Below are 18,783 nucleotides of genomic sequence, written 5' to 3'. Positions count from 1 at the left end.
AATAAAAAGAGGAAATTGCCAACTTATGGAGAATTATAATACCATCAAGGCAACTGGAGGTGTAGTCAAATGCAAATTACAGACGTTAGAATTAGAAAGATAGCTACGGATGGAAAAATGAAAGCAATAGTATCCATTACTTTTGATGACCAATTTGTGGTTCACGATATTAAGGTTATTGAAGGACAAAATGGATTATTTATCGCTATGCCAAGTAGAAAGACTCCTGATGGAGAGTTTAAGGATATCGCGCATCCTATAAACACAGACTCAAGAGAAACAATACAAACAGCTATTCTTGAAGCATATGATAAAGCGTTAACAGAAGACGCAAGTGCAGAATAATATTAAGACTTAAAATAAAAGGGAAATTCCCTTTTATTTTTTTGTTTTAAAATACTTGGAAATACGAATGTTGGAAAGTGAAAATTAAATATTGTAAGCAAATAATTTATTTAAAAGTTTACAAAGGTTGAAATACAAGATTGATTGAAATATAATAAAATAGAAATAGTTTGGTTTAAGAATATAGATAGCAAATAATATATACTATTTAATAAAAAAGTATCATAATAGAGGTGGTAAAGTGTATAAATGTGCATTAATACTTGCAGCAGGTCAAGGAAAGAGAATAAAATCTGATATTCCGAAGGTGCTACATAAAGTTTGCGGTAAGGAAATGGTTAACCATGTTATAGATAACATGAGAAAAGCAGAAATAGAAGATGTAAATGTAATAATCGGAAAAGGTGCTGAACTTGTAAAAGAAGGTACTAAAGATAGAATCGTTTCATATTCTATGCAAGAAGAACAACTAGGAACTGGACACGCGGTTAAGTGTGCGGCAGATTTCTTAAGAGGCAAAAAAGGAACTGTAGTAGTGTTTGCAGGTGACGCGCCATTAACAAAAAAGGCCACTATAGAAAGCTTAATAAAAGAGCATGAGGAAAATAAAAATGCTGCTACATTATTAAGTGCGATGGTAGAAGATCCAACAGGATACGGAAGAATAATAAGAGATGAAGATGGCTATGTTTTAAAGATAGTTGAGCATAAAGATTGTAATGAAGATGAGCTATTAGTTAATGAAATGAATGCAGCTATGTATTGCTTTGATATAGAGGAATTAGTTAGTTCATTAGAAAAACTTTCAAATAATAATAACCAAGGAGAATATTATCTTACAGATGTAATTGGTATTCTTAAGGATGAAGGAAAGAAAATAGGAGCTGTTGTTACAGATTACGAAGATACAATAGGAGTAAATTCAAGAGCTCAATTAGCAGAAGCAGAAGAAATATTAAGAAATAGAATAAATGGGTTACATCTTGATAATGGAGTTACTCTAATAGATCCAAAAGCTACTTATATAGGTATAGATGTTGAAATTGGGAAGGACACAGTTATTTATCCTGGAACAATATTAGAAGGAAAAACTATAATCGGATCAAACTGCTTAATTATGCAAAATTGTAGAATTAAAGATAGTAAGATAAACGAAGGTGTTACTGTTGAATCATCAGTAATATTAGATAGTGAAATTGGAGATAACACAACAGTTGGACCATTCGCATATATAAGACCTGAAAGTAAGATAGGTTCAAAAGCGAGAATAGGTGATTTTGTAGAAATTAAAAAGTCAACTATAGGAGATGGTACAAAGGTATCACATTTAACTTATATTGGAGATGCAGAAGTTGGATCAGGATGTAATTTTGGATGTGGAACAGTTGTAGTTAACTATGATGGTAAGGTAAAGAACAAGACAATAATAGGGGATCATAGCTTTATTGGATGTAATACTAACTTAGTTTCACCAGTAACAGTTCATGATAATACTTATATTGCTGCTGGTTCTACAATAACTAATGATGTTTTAGAAGGAGATCTTGCAATAGCTAGAGCTAAGCAAAGAAACATCAAAGGATGGGTAGAAAAAAAGGGACTAAAGAAGTAGATAATTAAAAATTTATATACAATTAAAGAGCTAAAGTTTGAGGAGGTCTTCATTAATTATGTTAAGTCATGTAAAGAATATAAAAATATTCACAGGGAACTCACACCCAGAATTAGCGCAAGAGATTGCTAAAATATTAGGACTAAAAGTAGGTGCTGGTGATGTAGGAACTTTTAGTGATGGAGAAATATCAGTAAATATCGGAGAAACTGTAAGAGGTGCTGACGTATTTATAGTACAATCAACTTGTTCACCTGTTAATAATAACTTAATGGAATTATTAATAATGATAGATGCATTTAAGAGAGCATCAGCAGGAAGAATAACAGCAGTTATGCCTTACTATGGATATGCAAGACAAGACAGAAAGGCTAAGTCAAGAGATCCAATAACTGCAAAACTAGTAGCAGATCTTTTAACTACAGCTGGAGCGGATAGAGTTCTAACAATGGATTTACATGCTGCTCAAATTCAAGGATATTTCAATATACCAGTTGATCACTTAGTTGGTTCACCAATCCTTTCAAGATATTTTGTAGACAAAGGATTAGCAGATCAAGACGACGTTGTAGTTGTATCACCTGACCTTGGAAGTGTTACAAGAGCTAGAAAATTTGCAGATAAATTACACGCACCAATAGCAATCATAGATAAAAGAAGACCTAAAGCAAATGTATCTGAAATAATGAATATTATTGGAGATGTTGAAGGAAAGAAATGTATTTTAATAGATGACATGATAGATACAGCTGGAACAATTGCAAATGCAGCAAATGCACTAAAGGAATTAGGAGCTAAAAATGTATATGCTTGTTGTACTCACGGAGTATTATCAGGTCCAGCATTTGAAAGAATAAATAATTCAGCAATAGAAGAATTAGTCATGTTAAACACAATCAAATTACCAGAGGGTGTAGATAAGGAAAAGTTCAAATCAATATCAGTAGCACCATTATTCGCAGAAGCAATAAAAAGAATATATGATGATGAACCAATAAGTAAATTATTTGAAGCTTAGGATTTATAGTACATAAATGGATAATAAATAATCATTTAAAACCTCTAGAAGATTAACTAGAGGTTTTAAATTTTATGAAAATAATGATTTATAGTTAATAATTTGTAACTTTTAGACAAAACTATATTAAAAAGTAATAAAAAATGATAAATTTATAATTGTTAGTTAACTGATATAATGGAAAGTTAACAATATTAAGCATGGAGGTGCCGAGATGGAAGGCGTTTTAGGAAAAGTATTAATAGTTGATGATGATGAAAATATTTGTGAAGTTATAAATATGTACGTTAAGAGTGCAGGATATGATACAAGAGTTGCACATAACGGAAAAGAAGCAGAAGAGTTATTTTTAGATTATAAACCTGACATAGTATTATTAGATGTTATGATACCAAACATAGATGGAATAGATGTATTAAAGTGGGTAAGAAAAGAAGGAACAACTCCTGTAATAATGCTTACAGCTAAGGGAGATACATTTGATAAAGTTTTAGCTTTAGAACTTGGAGCAGACGATTACATAGTTAAACCATTTGAACCAAAGGAATTACTAGCAAGAGTTAATGCTGTAATGAGAAGATATACAGCAGATAACACAAATAAGGAAGTAATCCAATATAATGATTTAACAATTGATGCTAACTCATACAGAGTTATATATAGAAATAATGAAGTTAAAATGCCACCTAAAGAATTCGAACTATTATATTACTTAGCATGTAATAAAAATAGAGTATTCACAAGAGAACAGTTATTATGCGAAGTTTGGGGATATGATTATCCAGGAGATTCAAGAACTGTTGACGTTCACGTTAAGAGATTAAGAGAAAAACTTCACTCAGGAGATACATGGCAAATAGAAACTGTTTGGGGGGTTGGCTACAAATTCGAGGTGAAATAGATGAAAAAAAGTAGCTTAGCTTATAAGCTTATAATAACCTTTACTTTAATTTTAGCCATTGCATTAGTAATAGTTGCGGGAGTACTATCTATTTGGTTTAAAGGATACTACTTTGACCAAAAGAAAGATCAGCTTAATAAAGAAAGTACAATTATTGAGAGTGCAGCTATATCGTATCTAACGTTAGATAAAAGTTCAAATTTAACAACTCTAAAAAACGTAATGGATTTCGTTGGTAAATCAGTAGATGCAGAGATATTAATTACTGACAATTTAGGATACACATATGCTGTATCTAGTAGTGAGCATGAAAGTTATAAGTTTTCTAATTTGGGAATTCCTAAGGAAGATATGGATGTCTTAAAAAAAGGTAAAGCTATAGAGTATGGTAGTATAAAAACTTCAACAAAAAATGATTATGTTTATTTAAAGCCAATATTTGATAAGGATTATTTTAGTGGAGTTATAGTTATGGTAATACCTATAGATAGTATTCTTGATCCTATAATAAGAGTTAATGAAGTAATTTGGGTTACAGCTATAATTGCTATTGTTTTAGGGGGAATAGTACTTTACTTATATAGTAAGAAATCATTAATAGAACCAATAGATGAAGTGGCTACAGCCGCTAGAAGGTTAGCTAAAGGAAGTGTAGATCAAAGGATTGAGGTAAAAGCTAATAATGAAATAGGTGAGCTTGCACAATCATTTAATACAATTGCAGAATCACTTCAGCAAGTTGATGATAATAGAAGGGCATTTATATCAAACGTATCTCATGAACTTAGATCGCCGATAACATCAATAAAAGGTTTTATATCAGGAATTCTAGATGGAGTAATTCCTAGAGATAAAGAAGGATATTATCTTAATATTGTTTATGAAGAAACAGATAGATTATCAAGACTTATAAATGACTTATTAGATATATCAAGCTTAGAAGCAGGGAAGATAAAGCTTAATAAACAAGAATTGGATATAAGTAATTTAATAAGGCATACTATTGCTAAATTTGAAGGATCAATAAATAATAAATGTCTAATCGTTGATGTTGTATTAGAAAAAGAGCATCAATATGTTATTGGTGACAATGATAGAATAACTCAAGTAGTTACGAATTTAATTGATAATGCCGTTAAGTATAGCCATGAAAATGGTAATATAAGAATTAACACTAAGTCAAAGGGAGATAAGGTGTTTGTAAGCATTTACAATGATGGTGAAACCCTAACACAAGAGCAATTAGTTAAAATTTGGGATAGATTCTATAAGGCTTATGTATCTAGAACAAATAAAGTAAGTACAGGACTTGGATTGCCAATAGTAAGATTGATACTTACAGAGCATGGTGAAGATATTTGGGTTGAAAATTATAAAGATACTGGTGTTATATTTACATTTACTTTAACTAAAAAATAGGTTTGGTGATGTATATGAAAAATAGTAAAGATAAAAACGGTACTATAAATATAAAAAGTAAGAAGAAAATTATTACACGAAAAAGTATTCTAATAGTATTAGCAGTGCTATTAGTAGCAGTGATGACTGGAGTAATATCAGTAGAGTATGTTTTAAATAAATTAAATGTACGAAATATAAATGAAAATAATGATATAAGTAGCATAAAAACAGGGGCTATAACAGAAAGAAATATAAAAAAGGTTATAAGCGAAGTGGCTCCATCTTTAGTTACTGTAGGAGAGAGCGTTAGTAATTTAGAACCACATAAATTACCAAATACAAACTCAACTGGAGTGGTTATTGCAAAGGATGGGCTTATAGCAACTTCATATAGCAATATAAAAGATTATAAAAATATTTTTGTAGAATTACCTTCAAAAGGATTTAAACCGATGAAGGGAGTTTTGCTAGGATATAATAAGAATGCTGATATAGCATTAGTCAAAATATCAGCCAATGATTTAAGCCCTATAAAGATATCTGCTGATAAGTCCATAAAGCCTGGGAACATAGTTTATGCTTTAGGAAATTCAAATGGTGATAGTTATATTGGTCTTATTACCCCAGGGATAATAACATCAACAAACCATAATGTTAAGGTTGGTGATAGCGACTATGAAGCAATTCAAACTAGTGCTATTATGAATGAAGAAAATTATGGTGGAGTTCTCTGTAATTCAAGTGGTGAACTTATTGGAATAAATAGTAAATATTTAACTGATAAGTATAGTAGAGATGAGTTATTCTTTGCTGTAAGTAGTGAGGCGCTAAAAGCTGTTACAAATGAAATAATAAAAGATGCAGATGTTTTAGGAATAAGAGGGTCAGAAGTTGAAGTAGATAATGAATATAAAAAAGGTTTCTATATTGAAAGTTTAAGTGAAGATGGAAAGGCTGCAAAGAGTGGACTTAAGCCTACGGATATAATATTGACGGCCAATGGGAAACCTATATTATCTTATGATGATTTAATAGATATTATTAAAAATTCTAAAAAAGATAGTAAGATAGAACTTCAAATTTTAAGAGATGGCAAAATGCAAAAATTGGATATGGATATATAAATACCAAAGAGGCTTTTTTTGAAAGCCTCTTTATTATTGCAAAAATTTAGTATAATATTAAGTAGTATTTGAATAGATGTATGGTTATAGTGAAAAGATTATAATATATAAGTAAGCTAGAAAGAGGAGATTACATGTTTTTAATAGTTGGACTTGGGAATCCAGGTGAAAAGTATGATAATACTAGACATAATATAGGATTTGAAGCTATAGATTATATAGCTAAAAAGTATAATATAGATATAAATAGGAAAAAATTCAAAGGTGAATATGGAGAAGGATTTATAGGAAGCGAAAAGGTTATTCTTATGAAACCAACTACATATATGAATTTAAGTGGAGAGTGTGTAAGGGAAGTTATAGATTTTTATAAACTTACAAATGAGGATATATTAGTAATATACGATGATATAAGTCTAGATGTTGGAAGGCTTAGAATAAGAGAAAAGGGAAGTGCTGGTGGACATAATGGAATTAAGAGTATAATAGCACACCTTGGAAGTGACGAATTCTCAAGAATTAAAATTGGCGTAGGACAACCTAAAGGAGATTTAGTTAATCATGTATTAGGTAAATTCTCAAAAGAAGAAAATGAAATTTTAGAAGAAAGTTTAGAAACTACAAAACTTTCAGTGGATACAATTCTAAAAGAAGATACAAGTTCAGCAATGAATAAATATAATGGATTTAAGGCGAAGAAAAGTATTTAAGGAGGATGTATAACATGAGGTTACAAGGGTTAATGGCGCCCTTAATTGAGAGTAGGGAATTTAATGAGATAAGTAATGATATAGATAATAAGAAATTTCCTTCTGCAATATATGGTTTATCTGAATCAGGTAGAACGTACTTAATGGATGCTCTATTTGAAAAGTATGATAGACCATTAGTTGTAGTTACTCATAGTGATATTGAGGCAAAAAATTTATATGAAGATTTAAATTTCTACTCTACAGAAGTCTATTATTTTCCAGTAAGAGAAGTTGTTTTCTATAATATAGACGCAATATCAGGAGATTTAAGGTGGGCTAGACTTAAGGTTATAAAAGAAATTTTAAATAAGAAGAAGAAAATAATAGTAACATCGATAGAAGCTTTTGCGGCAAATTATACTCCAAGGGAGTATTATGAAAAGCATAAAATTAAGTTGAGTGTAAATGATGAAACTAATTTCTCTAGTGTTAGTAGATTACTAATTGAAGGGGGATATGAGAGAGTTGAGATGGTGGAAGGTAAGGGAGAATTTGCTCTAAGAGGAGGTATACTTGATGTATATCCACCAGATTCAGCATACCCTTACAGAGTAGAATTATTTGGAGATGAAATTGATTCTATAAGAACCTTTAATGTAGAATCTCAAAGAAGTATAGAAAAAGTAAAGTCAGTAGATATTTTTCCTGCTAAGGAAATAATAATAGATGATGATGTTATAAGTTATGCTAAAGAGAATTTGAGAAATGAACTAAATAAATCTTTAGAGAGTAATAAAGATAAAGAAGTTAAGGAAAAGCTTTCTGAGATTATAAATAGAAATTTAGAAAGTTTAGTTCAGACTTCAAGTTTTGAAACTATAGACTCATATTTACCCTTCTTCTATGAAAAGCTTGAGAGTTTATTTGATTATTTTAAAGGGTACAATTTTATAATAGATGATACAACAAGAGTCCTTGGAAAACTAGAAGGAACCTATACTGAATTTAGAGAGAATTTTTCAATATTTCTTCAAAAGGGAAATATACTCCCAAAGCATTCAGAATTATTAATTGACTATAATAAAGTAGTCGATAGATTTGAAGAATCTAATTTAATAACTTTAGATACATTCCAAAAGAGTAGAGAGATATTTAGACCTCGTTCTATCAATAATATATCTCAATTAACTCTTCATAATTATCAAGGTCAATTAGATTTATTAATCGATGATATTAAAGATAAGAAAAATAAAGGTTTTAGAACACTAATCCTTTCAGGTACAAGAACGAGGGGAGAAAGATTAGTTGATACGTTAAGAGATAGAGATATAGAAAGTGTTTATAAAGATACTGTAGATAATATACAATGTGGAGAAGTTGTTATAACTTTTGGCAATCTTCTAAAGGGATTTGAATATCCAAATGAAAAAGTTTGTGTAATATCAGATAAAGAAGTCTTTGGTGAAGCAAAAAGAAAATTACCAAAGAAGAGAAAGCACAGAAAGGGAGTATCAAAAATAAACTCCTTTGCAGAGCTTAAAATAGGAGATTATGTTGTCCACGTAAATCACGGGGTTGGAGTATATAAAGGTATAAAGCAAATAGAAGTATCAGGTAATACTAGAGATTATTTGGATATAGTATATCAAAAGGGAGATAAGCTTTATGTACCAGTTGAGCAGCTTGACCTTATACAGAAGTATATAGGTAGTGAAGGAAAGACTCCTAAAGTTAATAAACTAGGAGGAACTGAGTGGCAAAAGGCTAAAAGTAAAGTTAGAACTTCTATAAATGAAATAGCAAAGGATTTAGTAAAACTTTATGCAACAAGAGCTACACTAAAGGGATATAAATTCAGTAGGGATACAGAATGGCAAAGACAGTTTGAAGATGAATTCCCTTATGATGAAACTCCAGACCAACTAACATCTCTTGAAGAGATTAAGAAAGATATGGAATCACAAAAGTCTATGGATAGACTTCTTTGTGGTGATGTTGGATATGGTAAGACAGAAGTAGCTGTAAGAGCTGCATTTAAAGCTGTTATGGATGGAAAGCAAGTAGCATTCTTAGTTCCTACAACAATACTTGCAGAGCAACATTATAAGAATATGGTTAAGAGATTCTCAGATTTTCCTATAAAGATAGATATGATAAGTAGATTTAGGACTGCAAAGCAGCAGAAAGCTACTATACAGGCAGCTAAAGAGGGGAATGTTGATATACTTATAGGAACACATAAACTTGTAGCTAAAGATATACAGTTTAAGGATTTAGGACTTCTTATAATTGATGAAGAGCAAAGATTTGGAGTTAAACAAAAAGAGAAAATAAAAGAGATTAAAAAGAATGTTGATGTACTAACACTTAGTGCAACACCAATTCCAAGAACCCTTCATATGTCTTTAACAGGAGCTCGTGATATTTCAGTAATAGAGACTCCGCCAGAAGAAAGATATCCTGTACAGACTTATGTTATAGAGCAAAATGATCAACTTATAAGAGATGCTATACTTAGGGAGATGAATAGAGGGGGTCAGGTTTTCTTTGTTTATAATAGAGTAGAAAGCATTGAAAGCATGGCAAACTATATTAAAGAATTAGTTCCTGAAAGTAGGGTAACATTTGCACATGGAAGAATGACAGAGAGACAACTTGAAACAGAAATGATGGATTTCGTAAATAAGGAGTATGATGTTTTAGTATGTACTACTATTATTGAAACAGGTATAGATATGCCAAATGTAAATACAATAATAGTTTATGATGCAGATAAGATGGGGCTTTCACAACTTTATCAATTAAGAGGAAGAGTTGGAAGATCTAATAAAATTGCATATGCATACCTTCTATATACTAAGGATAAAGTTTTAACAGAAGTAGCAGAAAAGAGACTTAAAGCATTAAAAGATTTTACAGAGCTAGGATCAGGCTTTAAGATTGCTATGAGAGATTTAGAAATAAGAGGTGCAGGAAATATGATGGGATCTGCGCAGCATGGTCATATGGCCACTATAGGCTATGATTTATATTGCAGGATGCTTGAAGATACAATAAAGCTTATTAAGGGTGAAATCACAAAGGAACCTATTGAAACGACTGTTGATATTAAGGTAGATGCATATATTCCAGAAAGCTTCATAAAAGATGAAAATCAAAAGATTGAAGTATACAAGAAAATTGCCGCAATTGAAAGCTATGATGAATACATGGAGATTAAGGATGAGCTTGAGGATAGATATTCAGATATTCCAGATTCTGTTTATAATTTAATGGATATAGCTTATATAAAGAGTAAGGCTAGAGAGCTGAATGTAGAAGAGATAAAAGAAACTCCAAAAGGCATATTCTTTAAATTTGTAGAAGGTGATAAGGAATATGAAAAAGTATTTAAAGTTTTATTAGAAAAATATAAAAATAATGTTATACTTAAATTTGGAAATAACCCAGAATTTGAATTTAAGCAAAATAGTGTAAAAAAAGAAGAAACCTTACCATTCTTTAAGGAAATGTTAGACAATATTATAAAAGTAATAAATACTTAAAAGTTAAATAATTGAATTGAGGTTATAATATTGTTATACTTAAAACATGTGAAATTTTAGAAATAAATCGTTATAAAATAAAATTAGTGAAGTGAGGGAAAAAACGTGGGTAAGATTAAAAAGTTAGTAGCTCTAGGATTAGTTGCGATGGCTAGTATGTCATTTGCAGGATGTAAGATGATACAAAAGACTCCAGAAGCGATACAAAAAGAAACGTTAGCTAAAGTTGGAGACCAAAAGATAACAAGACAAAACTTAACAGACGCAATGACATATTACTACAAACAATATGAACAACAATTTGGAAAAGATTATAGAAATAATGATCAAGTAAAAACTCAATTACAAGCTCAAGAAAAACAAATGCTAGAGAGTTTAGTAGATACAAAAGTAATAGTACAGGAAGCTGAAAAGAATAAATGGGTTCCAGCAAAAGAAGAGTTAGATAAGGAAGTAAATGCACAATTTGATAAAATGAAGACTGCATATAAGACAGAAGAAGAGTTCAAACAAGCATATCAACAAAGTGGACTTAAAGATGATGCTGCAGTTAAAGCAATGCTAAAAGAGAACATAATAGTAAAAACAGCTCTTGATGATCATATATATAAAGATTTAAAAGTTAGTGATGAATCTATTAAAAAGTATTATGATGAGAATAAAGACTCATTTAAAGTAGATAAGGCTGGAGCTATGATATACAATATAGTTCTTCCAGATGAAAAGACAGCAGAAAAAGTAAGAAAAGAAATTTTAGACAAATCAACAACTTTTGAAAAGGCGGCTGCAAAGTATAATACTGATAATACTAAAGCTACTGGTGGTTCATTAGGATATGTTGCTTATGATTCAACTCAATACCTACCTGAGTTTATGAGTGCGGCTAAGAAACTTAAAAATGGTGAGATATCACAACCTGTTAAGAGTAAGTATGGATATCATTTAATAAAAGTAGAAAATGTTATGGAAAAACCAGGTATAATGCCACTTGATTACGTAAAGAGCGATATAAAAGATAAATTATTAAGTTCAGAACAACAAAAGGCTTATACTGAAACTATTAAAAAATGGAAAGATGAAATTGGAGTTAAAGTATACGAAGATAAACTTCAATCATAAATTATACGTTTAAAGAACATCTAAATTGTTAGATGTTCTTTTTTTCTTTTAAATATTGGTTATATGTGCATAAAATTTCTATCTAGTTAAATAATAATAGTGCTACTAATTTTAACAGTATTTTATTAAGGAGGTTAATTATAAATGAAAGCTACAGGAATTGTAAGACGTATTGATGATTTAGGTAGAGTTGTTATACCAAAAGAAATAAGAAGAACTTTAAGAATTAGAGAAGGAGATCCACTTGAAATCTTTACAGATAGAGAAGGTGGAGTAATTCTTAAGAAGTATTCTCCTATTGGAGAACTTACAGACTTCTCAAAAGAATATGCTGAAAGCTTACAACAAGCTATTGGGCATATAATCTTAATAAGTGATAAAGATGCATTTATATCAGCAAGTGGTGTGCCTAAGAAAGATTATATAGATAGAAAAATAAGCAACGAACTTGAAACTGTTATGGAAGGTAGAAAACCAATATTGCTTGGGGACGGCAATCAAAAATTAATCCCATTACATAGTGATGAAGACGTAGAAGGAATGACATCACAAGTAGTAGCACCTATAATTGCAGAAGGTGATGCAATTGGAGCTGTTGTTATCCTATCAAAGCAATCAGGAGAAAAGATGGGAGAATTAGAACTTAAATTAGCAGAAACAGCTGCAGCTTTCCTAGGAAAGCAAATGGAACAATAAAAAATTATTCTTTATTAAGTAAAACAGAAAATAAAAGTAATAATACCTCTAAACTTACAATAATAATTATTAGTAAAAGAAAAGTTTGGAGGTATTTTATGAAGAAACAATCCCTAATAAAGGGTAGTATAATATTAGGAACTGCTGGAATACTAGCAAAATTCCTCGGTGTATTTTTTAGATGGCCTCTTATAATGCTTATAGGTGATGAAGGAATAGGGCTTTATCAAATGTCATTCCCTTTATATATGTTTTTTGTAGCCATAGCATCAGGAGTACCAGTTGCTATCTCTAAAATCGTTTCAGAAAATAATGCAATGGGTGATATAGAAGGAAGTTTTAAAGTTGTAAAATGCTCTACCTATATGATGATTATACTAGGTGCTGGGACAACATTCTTTTTATTTTTCTTTGCAAAGCCTATAATTAATTTTTTGAAATGGGACATGAAGGCTTATTATTCATTGATAGGTATATCATTTGCACCTCTCATAATTTCAATTATGACAATATTTAGAGGATTCTTTCAAGGTCTTCAAAATATGACACCATCTGCGGCATCACAAGTTCTTGAGCAGATTGGTAGAGTGGTTTTTGGAGTTGGACTAGCTGTTTTATTTCTTCCAAAAGGAATAGAATTTGCAGCTGGGGGTGCAGCTTTTGGTGCAGCAGCAGGAGGTCTACTTGGAGGTGGATACCTATATGTTAAATATCTAATTACTAAGAAAAATTATGGGATAAAGAAAGTAAAAAGTGATCCAGCTGTTATGAGTAAAATACTTAGAATTGCAATTCCTATATCACTAGGAGCTACAGTTGGAACAATAATGAATCTTATTGATTCTATATTTATTCCACAAAAATTATTAGAAGCAGGGTTTACAACGCAACAATCAACGATTCTATATGCACAGCTTACAGGTAAGGCCTCGGTCATAGTAAATATACCAATGACTCTTTCGATGGCTCTATCTATATCACTAATTCCAATAATAGCAGAACAATATATTTTAAGAAGAAATAGAGATGTTGAAAATAAAGTAAATCTAGCAATAAAAATTTCAACTGTTATATCAATACCGTGTATGTTTGGTATGTTTTTTATGGCAGAACCAATAATGAAACTTATATTTCCAGGAAGGCATGAGGGATTCGAGATTCTTAGATATCTTTCGCTTACAGTACCTTTTGTAATTTTAACTCAAACCACTACATCTATATTACAAGGAGTTGGTAGATATATACTTCCAGTTGTAAATCTTTTTATAGGTTGCGGAATAAAGCTTATATTAACTCTTATGCTAGTTCCTATGGCTAAGTTTAATATATATGGAGCTGTAATAGCGAGTATATTAGCTTATATCGTAACTACAATTTTAAATATGATTTTACTAAAAGTGAATTTAAAAACAAAAATTAAAATAAATAATAATATAATAAAACCTATAATTGCATCAGTAATAATGACAGCAGCAGTTTTATTTAGCTATAAAATTATTTTAAACTATACAATGAGTAATGGAGTATCTTGCTTATTATCAGTATTTTTAGGTATTATAGTATATATGGCTTCAATAATTTGCATGAGAGTGTTTTATGTTGAAGAAGTAAAGAGCAGATTTTATAAAAAATAAACATACAAAAGGAGAACTACCTAATGATTAAGATTATTGGTTTAGGACCAGGAGCTAGTGATGCTCTTACAGTAGGTGCACTAAGAGTATTAGAAGAAAGCGATAATATTTATTTTAGAACAGAAATTCATCCAACAGTTGAATTTATAAGAAAAAGAAATATAGAATTTAAAACATATGATCATTTTTATAATAGTGGAGAAAGTTTTGATGAAGTTTATAAAAATATAGCAGAAGACTTGGTTGAAATTCATAAAGCAACAGGAAATGTTGTATATGCGGTTCCAGGACATCCGTTAGTTGCGGAAAAGTCAGTATCAAATCTTATGGAGATTTGTGATGAAGAGAAAATAGAGTATGATATTCTTCCAGCAGTTAGCTTTATTGATGCAATGATGGATAGACTTAAAATAGATCCTATTGAAGGACTTAAAGTTATTGACGCCTTTGATATAAATAATCAAATAATGGATAAGAGAATAGGGACTATAATAACACAAGTATACAATCCATTTATTGCATCAGAAGTTAAGCTTAAACTTTTAGAGTGTTATGATGATGAAACAAAGATAATTTATGTAAGAGCGGCAGGTATTGAAGGTTTAGAGAGTATAAGGGAAATACCACTATATGAACTTGATATGCAAGAAGATATAGATTATCTAACATCTGTATATATACCTAAAGATTTAAATAATAAAAAGGACATAAATGATTTAATAACTTTAATAGATGTATTAAGAAGTGATGAGGGATGCCCTTGGGATAGAGAACAAACTCATGAAAGTATAAAAAATGGAATAGTTGAAGAAAGTTATGAAGTTAAGGATGCTATAGAAAAAGATGATGACAATGCGTTGATAGAAGAACTTGGGGATGTTTTATTACATGTAATATTCCATTCATCAATAGGAAAAGAAGATGGATATTTTGATTTTAGTGATGTAATAGAAGGAATTTATACTAAGATGATAGATAGACATCCACATATATTCAAGGGGAAAGATGTCTGTAATTCAGAAGAAGTTGTACAAAATTGGGATGAAATAAAGAAGGAAGAGAAGGGATTTGAAACAGTAACGGAAGAATTAAGAGGTGTTGCAAATGCTCTTCCAGCTTTAATTAGAGCTCATAAGATTCAAAATAAGGCTAGAAAAGTTGGATTTGATTGGGATAATGTAGAAGATGCATCAAAGAAAGTAACAGAAGAATTAAATGAAGTTTTAGATGTATATAATACAGAAGATAAGGGAAAGATAACAGAAGAAGTTGGAGATTTATTGTTTGCATGTGTAAATGTAGCAAGATTTCTAAATGTTGATGAAGAAGAAGCATTAAACAAAACAACTGATAAATTCATAAGAAGATTTAGTTTTATAGAAGAACAAGCGATTAGCAAAGGGAAAAATTTAAGAGATATGTCTCTTGAAGAAATGGATGAACTTTGGAATGAGGCTAAAAAACAAGAAAATAATTAGATTTAGAAGGAATTCCAATGTTTTTAGAGAATATAATTAAGTAATAAATTCTATACTTCTAAATTATTATATTAAATTAGCTTTTTTTTACAGGAATATGTGAATATTTATATATTCAGTATAGACGAGAATAGAAAGTAATAATATAATAAGATAATGTAAGTGTAGTACATAAAGAATTAGTTAGTACTATAAATATATAACTAGTTATTTAAGGAGGATGTAATTGTGAATAAAGCAGAATTAATTACTAGTATGGCTGAAAAGTCAAAGTTAACTAAAAAAGATGCAGAAGTAGCTTTAAAAGCATTTATAGAAAGTGTTGAAGAAGCTTTAGAAAATGGTGAAAGAGTTCAATTAGTTGGATTCGGAACTTTCGAAACTAGAGAAAGAGCAGCTAGAGAAGGAAGAAACCCAAGAACTAAAGAAACTATAAAGATTCCAGCATCAACTGTTCCAGTATTCAAAGCTGGTAAAGAGTTTAAAGAAAAAGTTAATAAGTAATTTTTTTGAACCCGAGGAGACTCGGGTTCTTTTATAAAATTAAGCTTTAATTTAAATATTAGATGCAATATATCCATCACTAAATAGTGATGGATATAAATTTAAAAAAAGAAGGTGACTTTGTATGAGATTAGACAAGTATTTAAAGGTTTCAAGACTTATAAAGAGAAGAACTATTGCTAAAGAAGCATGTGAAAGTGAAAGAGTTTCTATAAATGGTAAAATAGCAAAGTCAGGAACTCAAGTAAAAGAAGGTGACATAATAGAAATTACATTTGCAAATAGATCATTACGTGCTGAAGTTTTAAATATAGTAGAGCATGTTAAAAAAGAAGATGCAAAGGATATGTATAAGATATTAGAGGGCGCAGAAATAGAATAATTTCATAATAATCTTTAAAGACGTCAATTTAAGAATATAGAAATTAATAATCACATATATTTCTTAGTAAGAGTAATGTCTAAAGGAGATTATATATGGAAAAGAAATCTGATAACATACAAGCTTGCAAAAGTAAGATGGAACTAGAAAATAGAAAAAAACTTTCATTGACAGGTGTTGATGAAGTAATGAGCTTTGATGATGAGAAGATAGTACTTAATACTATACTTGGAAAGCTTAAAATCAATGGCCAAGGACTTAAGATGAATAAGCTAGATGTTAAAAATGGGGATGTAATAATAGAGGGACATATTACAAGCATGATATACAGTGGTAAAGTAAAGCAAAAAAGAAGAAGAATAAATCTGAAAAAGCTTATAAGTAGGTAAAAATATGCCGTTAGAGTTAGAGGTTCAATTTGAAATTGTATTTTATGCATTAGCTGCTGGATTTATTTTAGGAATTTTTTTCGACATATATAGAATATTAAGAGGAAAAAAAGGACATAAAATAATAGTAATGATACAGGATATCCTATTTTGGATATTATCAGCATTAGCTATATTTACATTTTTGCTTTACACAAACTTTGCTTTTTTGGGGCCATATGTTTATTTATGTATGGGAGTATCTTTGCTCATATATCTAAAATTGTTTAGCAAAGCCATTTATAAATTAGAAAATATAATTTTTTTCGGCACAAAGACAATAGTGAGAAGAAGCTACAAAAATGCAAGTTATCCCCTAAGAATTATATGGTCAAAGATTAATAATAAAAACTAATTTTAAATAAAAGCTAAATATAATTAAAAATAACTTGAATTAAGAGTTCAGAGTGTTTAAAATATATTTATAGAATTTAAAAAATGAGGTACTATGGATGATAAAAAAAATAAAAGGGAAGAGTTTAATAATCTTAGTACTATGCCTTGTTTTTTTACTTAGTTTTGTTAGACAAGAGAGAGCTATAAAAAGAATAGAAGATACTATAGCTCAGAAGCATACAGAATTAGAAAAGCTGAAGGAAAAAAACAAGCAGCTTGAAGAGGAAGTTAAAAGTGCTAATTCTGATGAATACATTGAGACCTTAGCGAGAGAAAGACTTAAGATGGTTAAACCAGATGAACAAGTCGTAAATGATAAAAAAGGTGACTCAAAGTCTGAAAAGTAGGTTATTATTAATAATAACATATATATTTTATTTAAATTAAGGAGGAGTCTTTTAAACATGACCTTAGAGGCAGGAAACATATTAGAGGGTACAGTGGTAAATATCACTAATTTCGGAGCTTTCGTAGAATTAGAAGGCGGAAAAACAGGTCTAGTTCATATATCAGAAGTAGCAGATTCTTTTGTAAAGGACATAAGACAACATTTAAAAGAACAAGATAAAGTAAAAGTAAAAGTTATATCAATTGATGATAACGGAAAAATTAGTTTATCAATAAAGCAAGCTGAACCTAAACCAAAAAAATCAGTTAAACCAGTTGAATTTGACTGGGCAACTGAAAAGAAAAAAGCTGGAGGGAATTTTGAAGATAAAATGTCAAAGTTCTTAAAAGATAGCGAAGAAAGAATGCAAGATGTTAAAAAACATCAAGATTTCAAAAGCAAGAGTGGTAAAAAATCATTCTAAGATACAAGACATCATATAAATTTAATATATAAATCTATATAATAAAAAGCCTTTATGTGATTAAACTAGAGGCTTTTTATTGTTTTTATAATAAAAAGTTATACTTATAAAAATATTTTCACTTAAATTATAGGAATCTATATATAAATATGTAGACTATATATAAATATATATAGATTGAAAGTAAGTGAAATAGCGAGTTTGTATACTTTTATAAAATAAAAGTAATATTAATATAAAAAAGTTTGAAATAAATGTTGACAGTATTATTACTATACTATATAATAACTATTGTCGTCAGGAAATGACAGAAAGAAAAACGCATGCCGAAGTGGCGGAACTGGCAGACGCACAGGACTTAAAATCCTGCGGTGGTTAAACACCGTACCGGTTCGATTCCGGTCTTCGGCACCAAGTTTTTTTTAATGTAATATCGCGGGATGGAGCAGTTGGTAGCTCGTCGGGCTCATAACCCGAAGGTCGTAGGTTCAAGTCCTGCTCCCGCAACCACAAATGTGGCGGAATAGCTCAGCTGGCTAGAGCATTCGGTTCATACCCGAAGTGTCGTAGGTTCAAGTCCTATTTCCGCTACCAATTAACTCATGCCGAAGTGGCGGAACTGGCAGACGCACAGGACTTAAAATCCTGCGGTGGTTAAACACCGTACCGGTTCGATTCCGGTCTTCGGCACCAAGT

The 18,783-nt window shown here is 30.2% G+C and carries 18 protein-coding genes and 4 tRNA genes; all 22 read left to right on the top strand.

Annotation, left to right across the window (positions count from 1 at the left end):
- Positions 1 to 69: 69 nt before the first annotated feature.
- The 22 genes from spoVG to JOC62_RS04655 all read left to right on the top strand — a co-directional run bounded on the left by spoVG (position 70) and on the right by JOC62_RS04655 (position 18,780).
- Positions 70 to 345: a septation regulator SpoVG gene (gene spoVG, locus JOC62_RS04760; protein ID WP_204594084.1), complete on the top strand. Its 276-nt coding sequence runs from the start codon at positions 70 to 72 to the stop codon at positions 343 to 345.
- A gap of 241 nt (positions 346 to 586) precedes the next feature.
- Complete coding sequence (glmU, locus tag JOC62_RS04755) at positions 587 to 1,957, top strand: bifunctional UDP-N-acetylglucosamine diphosphorylase/glucosamine-1-phosphate N-acetyltransferase GlmU (RefSeq protein ID WP_204594083.1); 1,371 nt, start codon at positions 587 to 589, stop codon at positions 1,955 to 1,957.
- Positions 1,958 to 2,015: 58 nt separating this feature from the next.
- Positions 2,016 to 2,975 (top strand): ribose-phosphate diphosphokinase, encoded by a 960-nt coding sequence (locus JOC62_RS04750; RefSeq protein WP_204594082.1) that lies wholly within the window; start codon positions 2,016 to 2,018, stop codon positions 2,973 to 2,975.
- A gap of 214 nt (positions 2,976 to 3,189) precedes the next feature.
- Positions 3,190 to 3,876, top strand: a complete 687-nt coding sequence (locus JOC62_RS04745; RefSeq protein WP_204594081.1) for a response regulator transcription factor — start codon at positions 3,190 to 3,192, stop codon at positions 3,874 to 3,876.
- Positions 3,877 to 5,295: a sensor histidine kinase gene (locus tag JOC62_RS04740; protein ID WP_204594080.1), complete on the top strand. Its 1,419-nt coding sequence runs from the start codon at positions 3,877 to 3,879 to the stop codon at positions 5,293 to 5,295.
- 14 nt (positions 5,296 to 5,309) lie between these two features.
- Positions 5,310 to 6,401: a S1C family serine protease gene (locus JOC62_RS04735; protein ID WP_204594079.1), complete on the top strand. Its 1,092-nt coding sequence runs from the start codon at positions 5,310 to 5,312 to the stop codon at positions 6,399 to 6,401.
- 134 nt (positions 6,402 to 6,535) lie between these two features.
- Positions 6,536 to 7,111: an aminoacyl-tRNA hydrolase gene (gene pth / locus JOC62_RS04730; RefSeq protein ID WP_204594078.1), complete on the top strand. Its 576-nt coding sequence runs from the start codon at positions 6,536 to 6,538 to the stop codon at positions 7,109 to 7,111.
- Between the two features lie 14 nt (positions 7,112 to 7,125).
- On the top strand, positions 7,126 to 10,638 hold the full coding sequence (gene mfd / locus JOC62_RS04725) for a transcription-repair coupling factor (protein ID WP_204594077.1): 3,513 nt from the start codon (positions 7,126 to 7,128) through the stop codon (positions 10,636 to 10,638).
- Positions 10,639 to 10,743: 105 nt separating this feature from the next.
- The gene (locus JOC62_RS04720; RefSeq protein WP_204594076.1) at positions 10,744 to 11,757 is read left to right on the top strand and encodes a peptidylprolyl isomerase; all 1,014 of its coding nucleotides are present in this window, start codon (positions 10,744 to 10,746) and stop codon (positions 11,755 to 11,757) included.
- Positions 11,758 to 11,901: 144 nt separating this feature from the next.
- Positions 11,902 to 12,453 (top strand): stage V sporulation protein T, encoded by a 552-nt coding sequence (gene spoVT, locus JOC62_RS04715; RefSeq protein ID WP_204594075.1) that lies wholly within the window; start codon positions 11,902 to 11,904, stop codon positions 12,451 to 12,453.
- A 98-nt stretch (positions 12,454 to 12,551) separates the two neighbouring features.
- A complete protein-coding gene (locus tag JOC62_RS04710) occupies positions 12,552 to 14,087 on the top strand; it encodes a putative polysaccharide biosynthesis protein (protein ID WP_204594074.1) in 1,536 nt (511 codons plus the stop codon).
- 23 nt (positions 14,088 to 14,110) lie between these two features.
- The gene (yabN, locus tag JOC62_RS04705; protein WP_204594073.1) at positions 14,111 to 15,565 is read left to right on the top strand and encodes a bifunctional methyltransferase/pyrophosphohydrolase YabN; all 1,455 of its coding nucleotides are present in this window, start codon (positions 14,111 to 14,113) and stop codon (positions 15,563 to 15,565) included.
- Positions 15,566 to 15,793: 228 nt separating this feature from the next.
- A complete protein-coding gene (locus tag JOC62_RS04700) occupies positions 15,794 to 16,069 on the top strand; it encodes an HU family DNA-binding protein (protein WP_204594072.1) in 276 nt (91 codons plus the stop codon).
- 124 nt (positions 16,070 to 16,193) lie between these two features.
- Positions 16,194 to 16,451, top strand: coding sequence for an RNA-binding S4 domain-containing protein (locus JOC62_RS04695; protein WP_204594071.1), 258 nt, complete (start codon positions 16,194 to 16,196; stop codon positions 16,449 to 16,451).
- A gap of 95 nt (positions 16,452 to 16,546) precedes the next feature.
- Positions 16,547 to 16,840, top strand: coding sequence for a sporulation protein YabP (yabP, locus tag JOC62_RS04690; RefSeq protein ID WP_204594070.1), 294 nt, complete (start codon positions 16,547 to 16,549; stop codon positions 16,838 to 16,840).
- A 4-nt stretch (positions 16,841 to 16,844) separates the two neighbouring features.
- The gene (gene yabQ / locus JOC62_RS04685) at positions 16,845 to 17,234 is read left to right on the top strand and encodes a spore cortex biosynthesis protein YabQ (protein ID WP_204594069.1); all 390 of its coding nucleotides are present in this window, start codon (positions 16,845 to 16,847) and stop codon (positions 17,232 to 17,234) included.
- Between the two features lie 97 nt (positions 17,235 to 17,331).
- Positions 17,332 to 17,622 (top strand): FtsB family cell division protein, encoded by a 291-nt coding sequence (locus tag JOC62_RS04680; protein ID WP_204594068.1) that lies wholly within the window; start codon positions 17,332 to 17,334, stop codon positions 17,620 to 17,622.
- A gap of 57 nt (positions 17,623 to 17,679) precedes the next feature.
- Positions 17,680 to 18,087, top strand: a complete 408-nt coding sequence (locus JOC62_RS04675; RefSeq protein WP_204594067.1) for a S1 domain-containing RNA-binding protein — start codon at positions 17,680 to 17,682, stop codon at positions 18,085 to 18,087.
- A gap of 325 nt (positions 18,088 to 18,412) precedes the next feature.
- Positions 18,413 to 18,501 (top strand) — tRNA-Leu (locus JOC62_RS04670).
- Between the two features lie 20 nt (positions 18,502 to 18,521).
- Positions 18,522 to 18,597: transfer RNA gene (locus JOC62_RS04665), tRNA-Met, on the top strand.
- Between the two features lie 7 nt (positions 18,598 to 18,604).
- Positions 18,605 to 18,681 (top strand) — tRNA-Met (locus JOC62_RS04660).
- A 10-nt stretch (positions 18,682 to 18,691) separates the two neighbouring features.
- Positions 18,692 to 18,780: transfer RNA gene (locus tag JOC62_RS04655), tRNA-Leu, on the top strand.
- Positions 18,781 to 18,783 lie beyond the last annotated feature (3 nt).

The organism is Clostridium sardiniense, from assembly GCF_016907995.1.
GTDB classification, from domain to species: Bacteria; Bacillota; Clostridia; order Clostridiales; family Clostridiaceae; genus Clostridium; species Clostridium sardiniense.
This window is presented reverse-complemented; position numbering and strand designations above follow the sequence as displayed.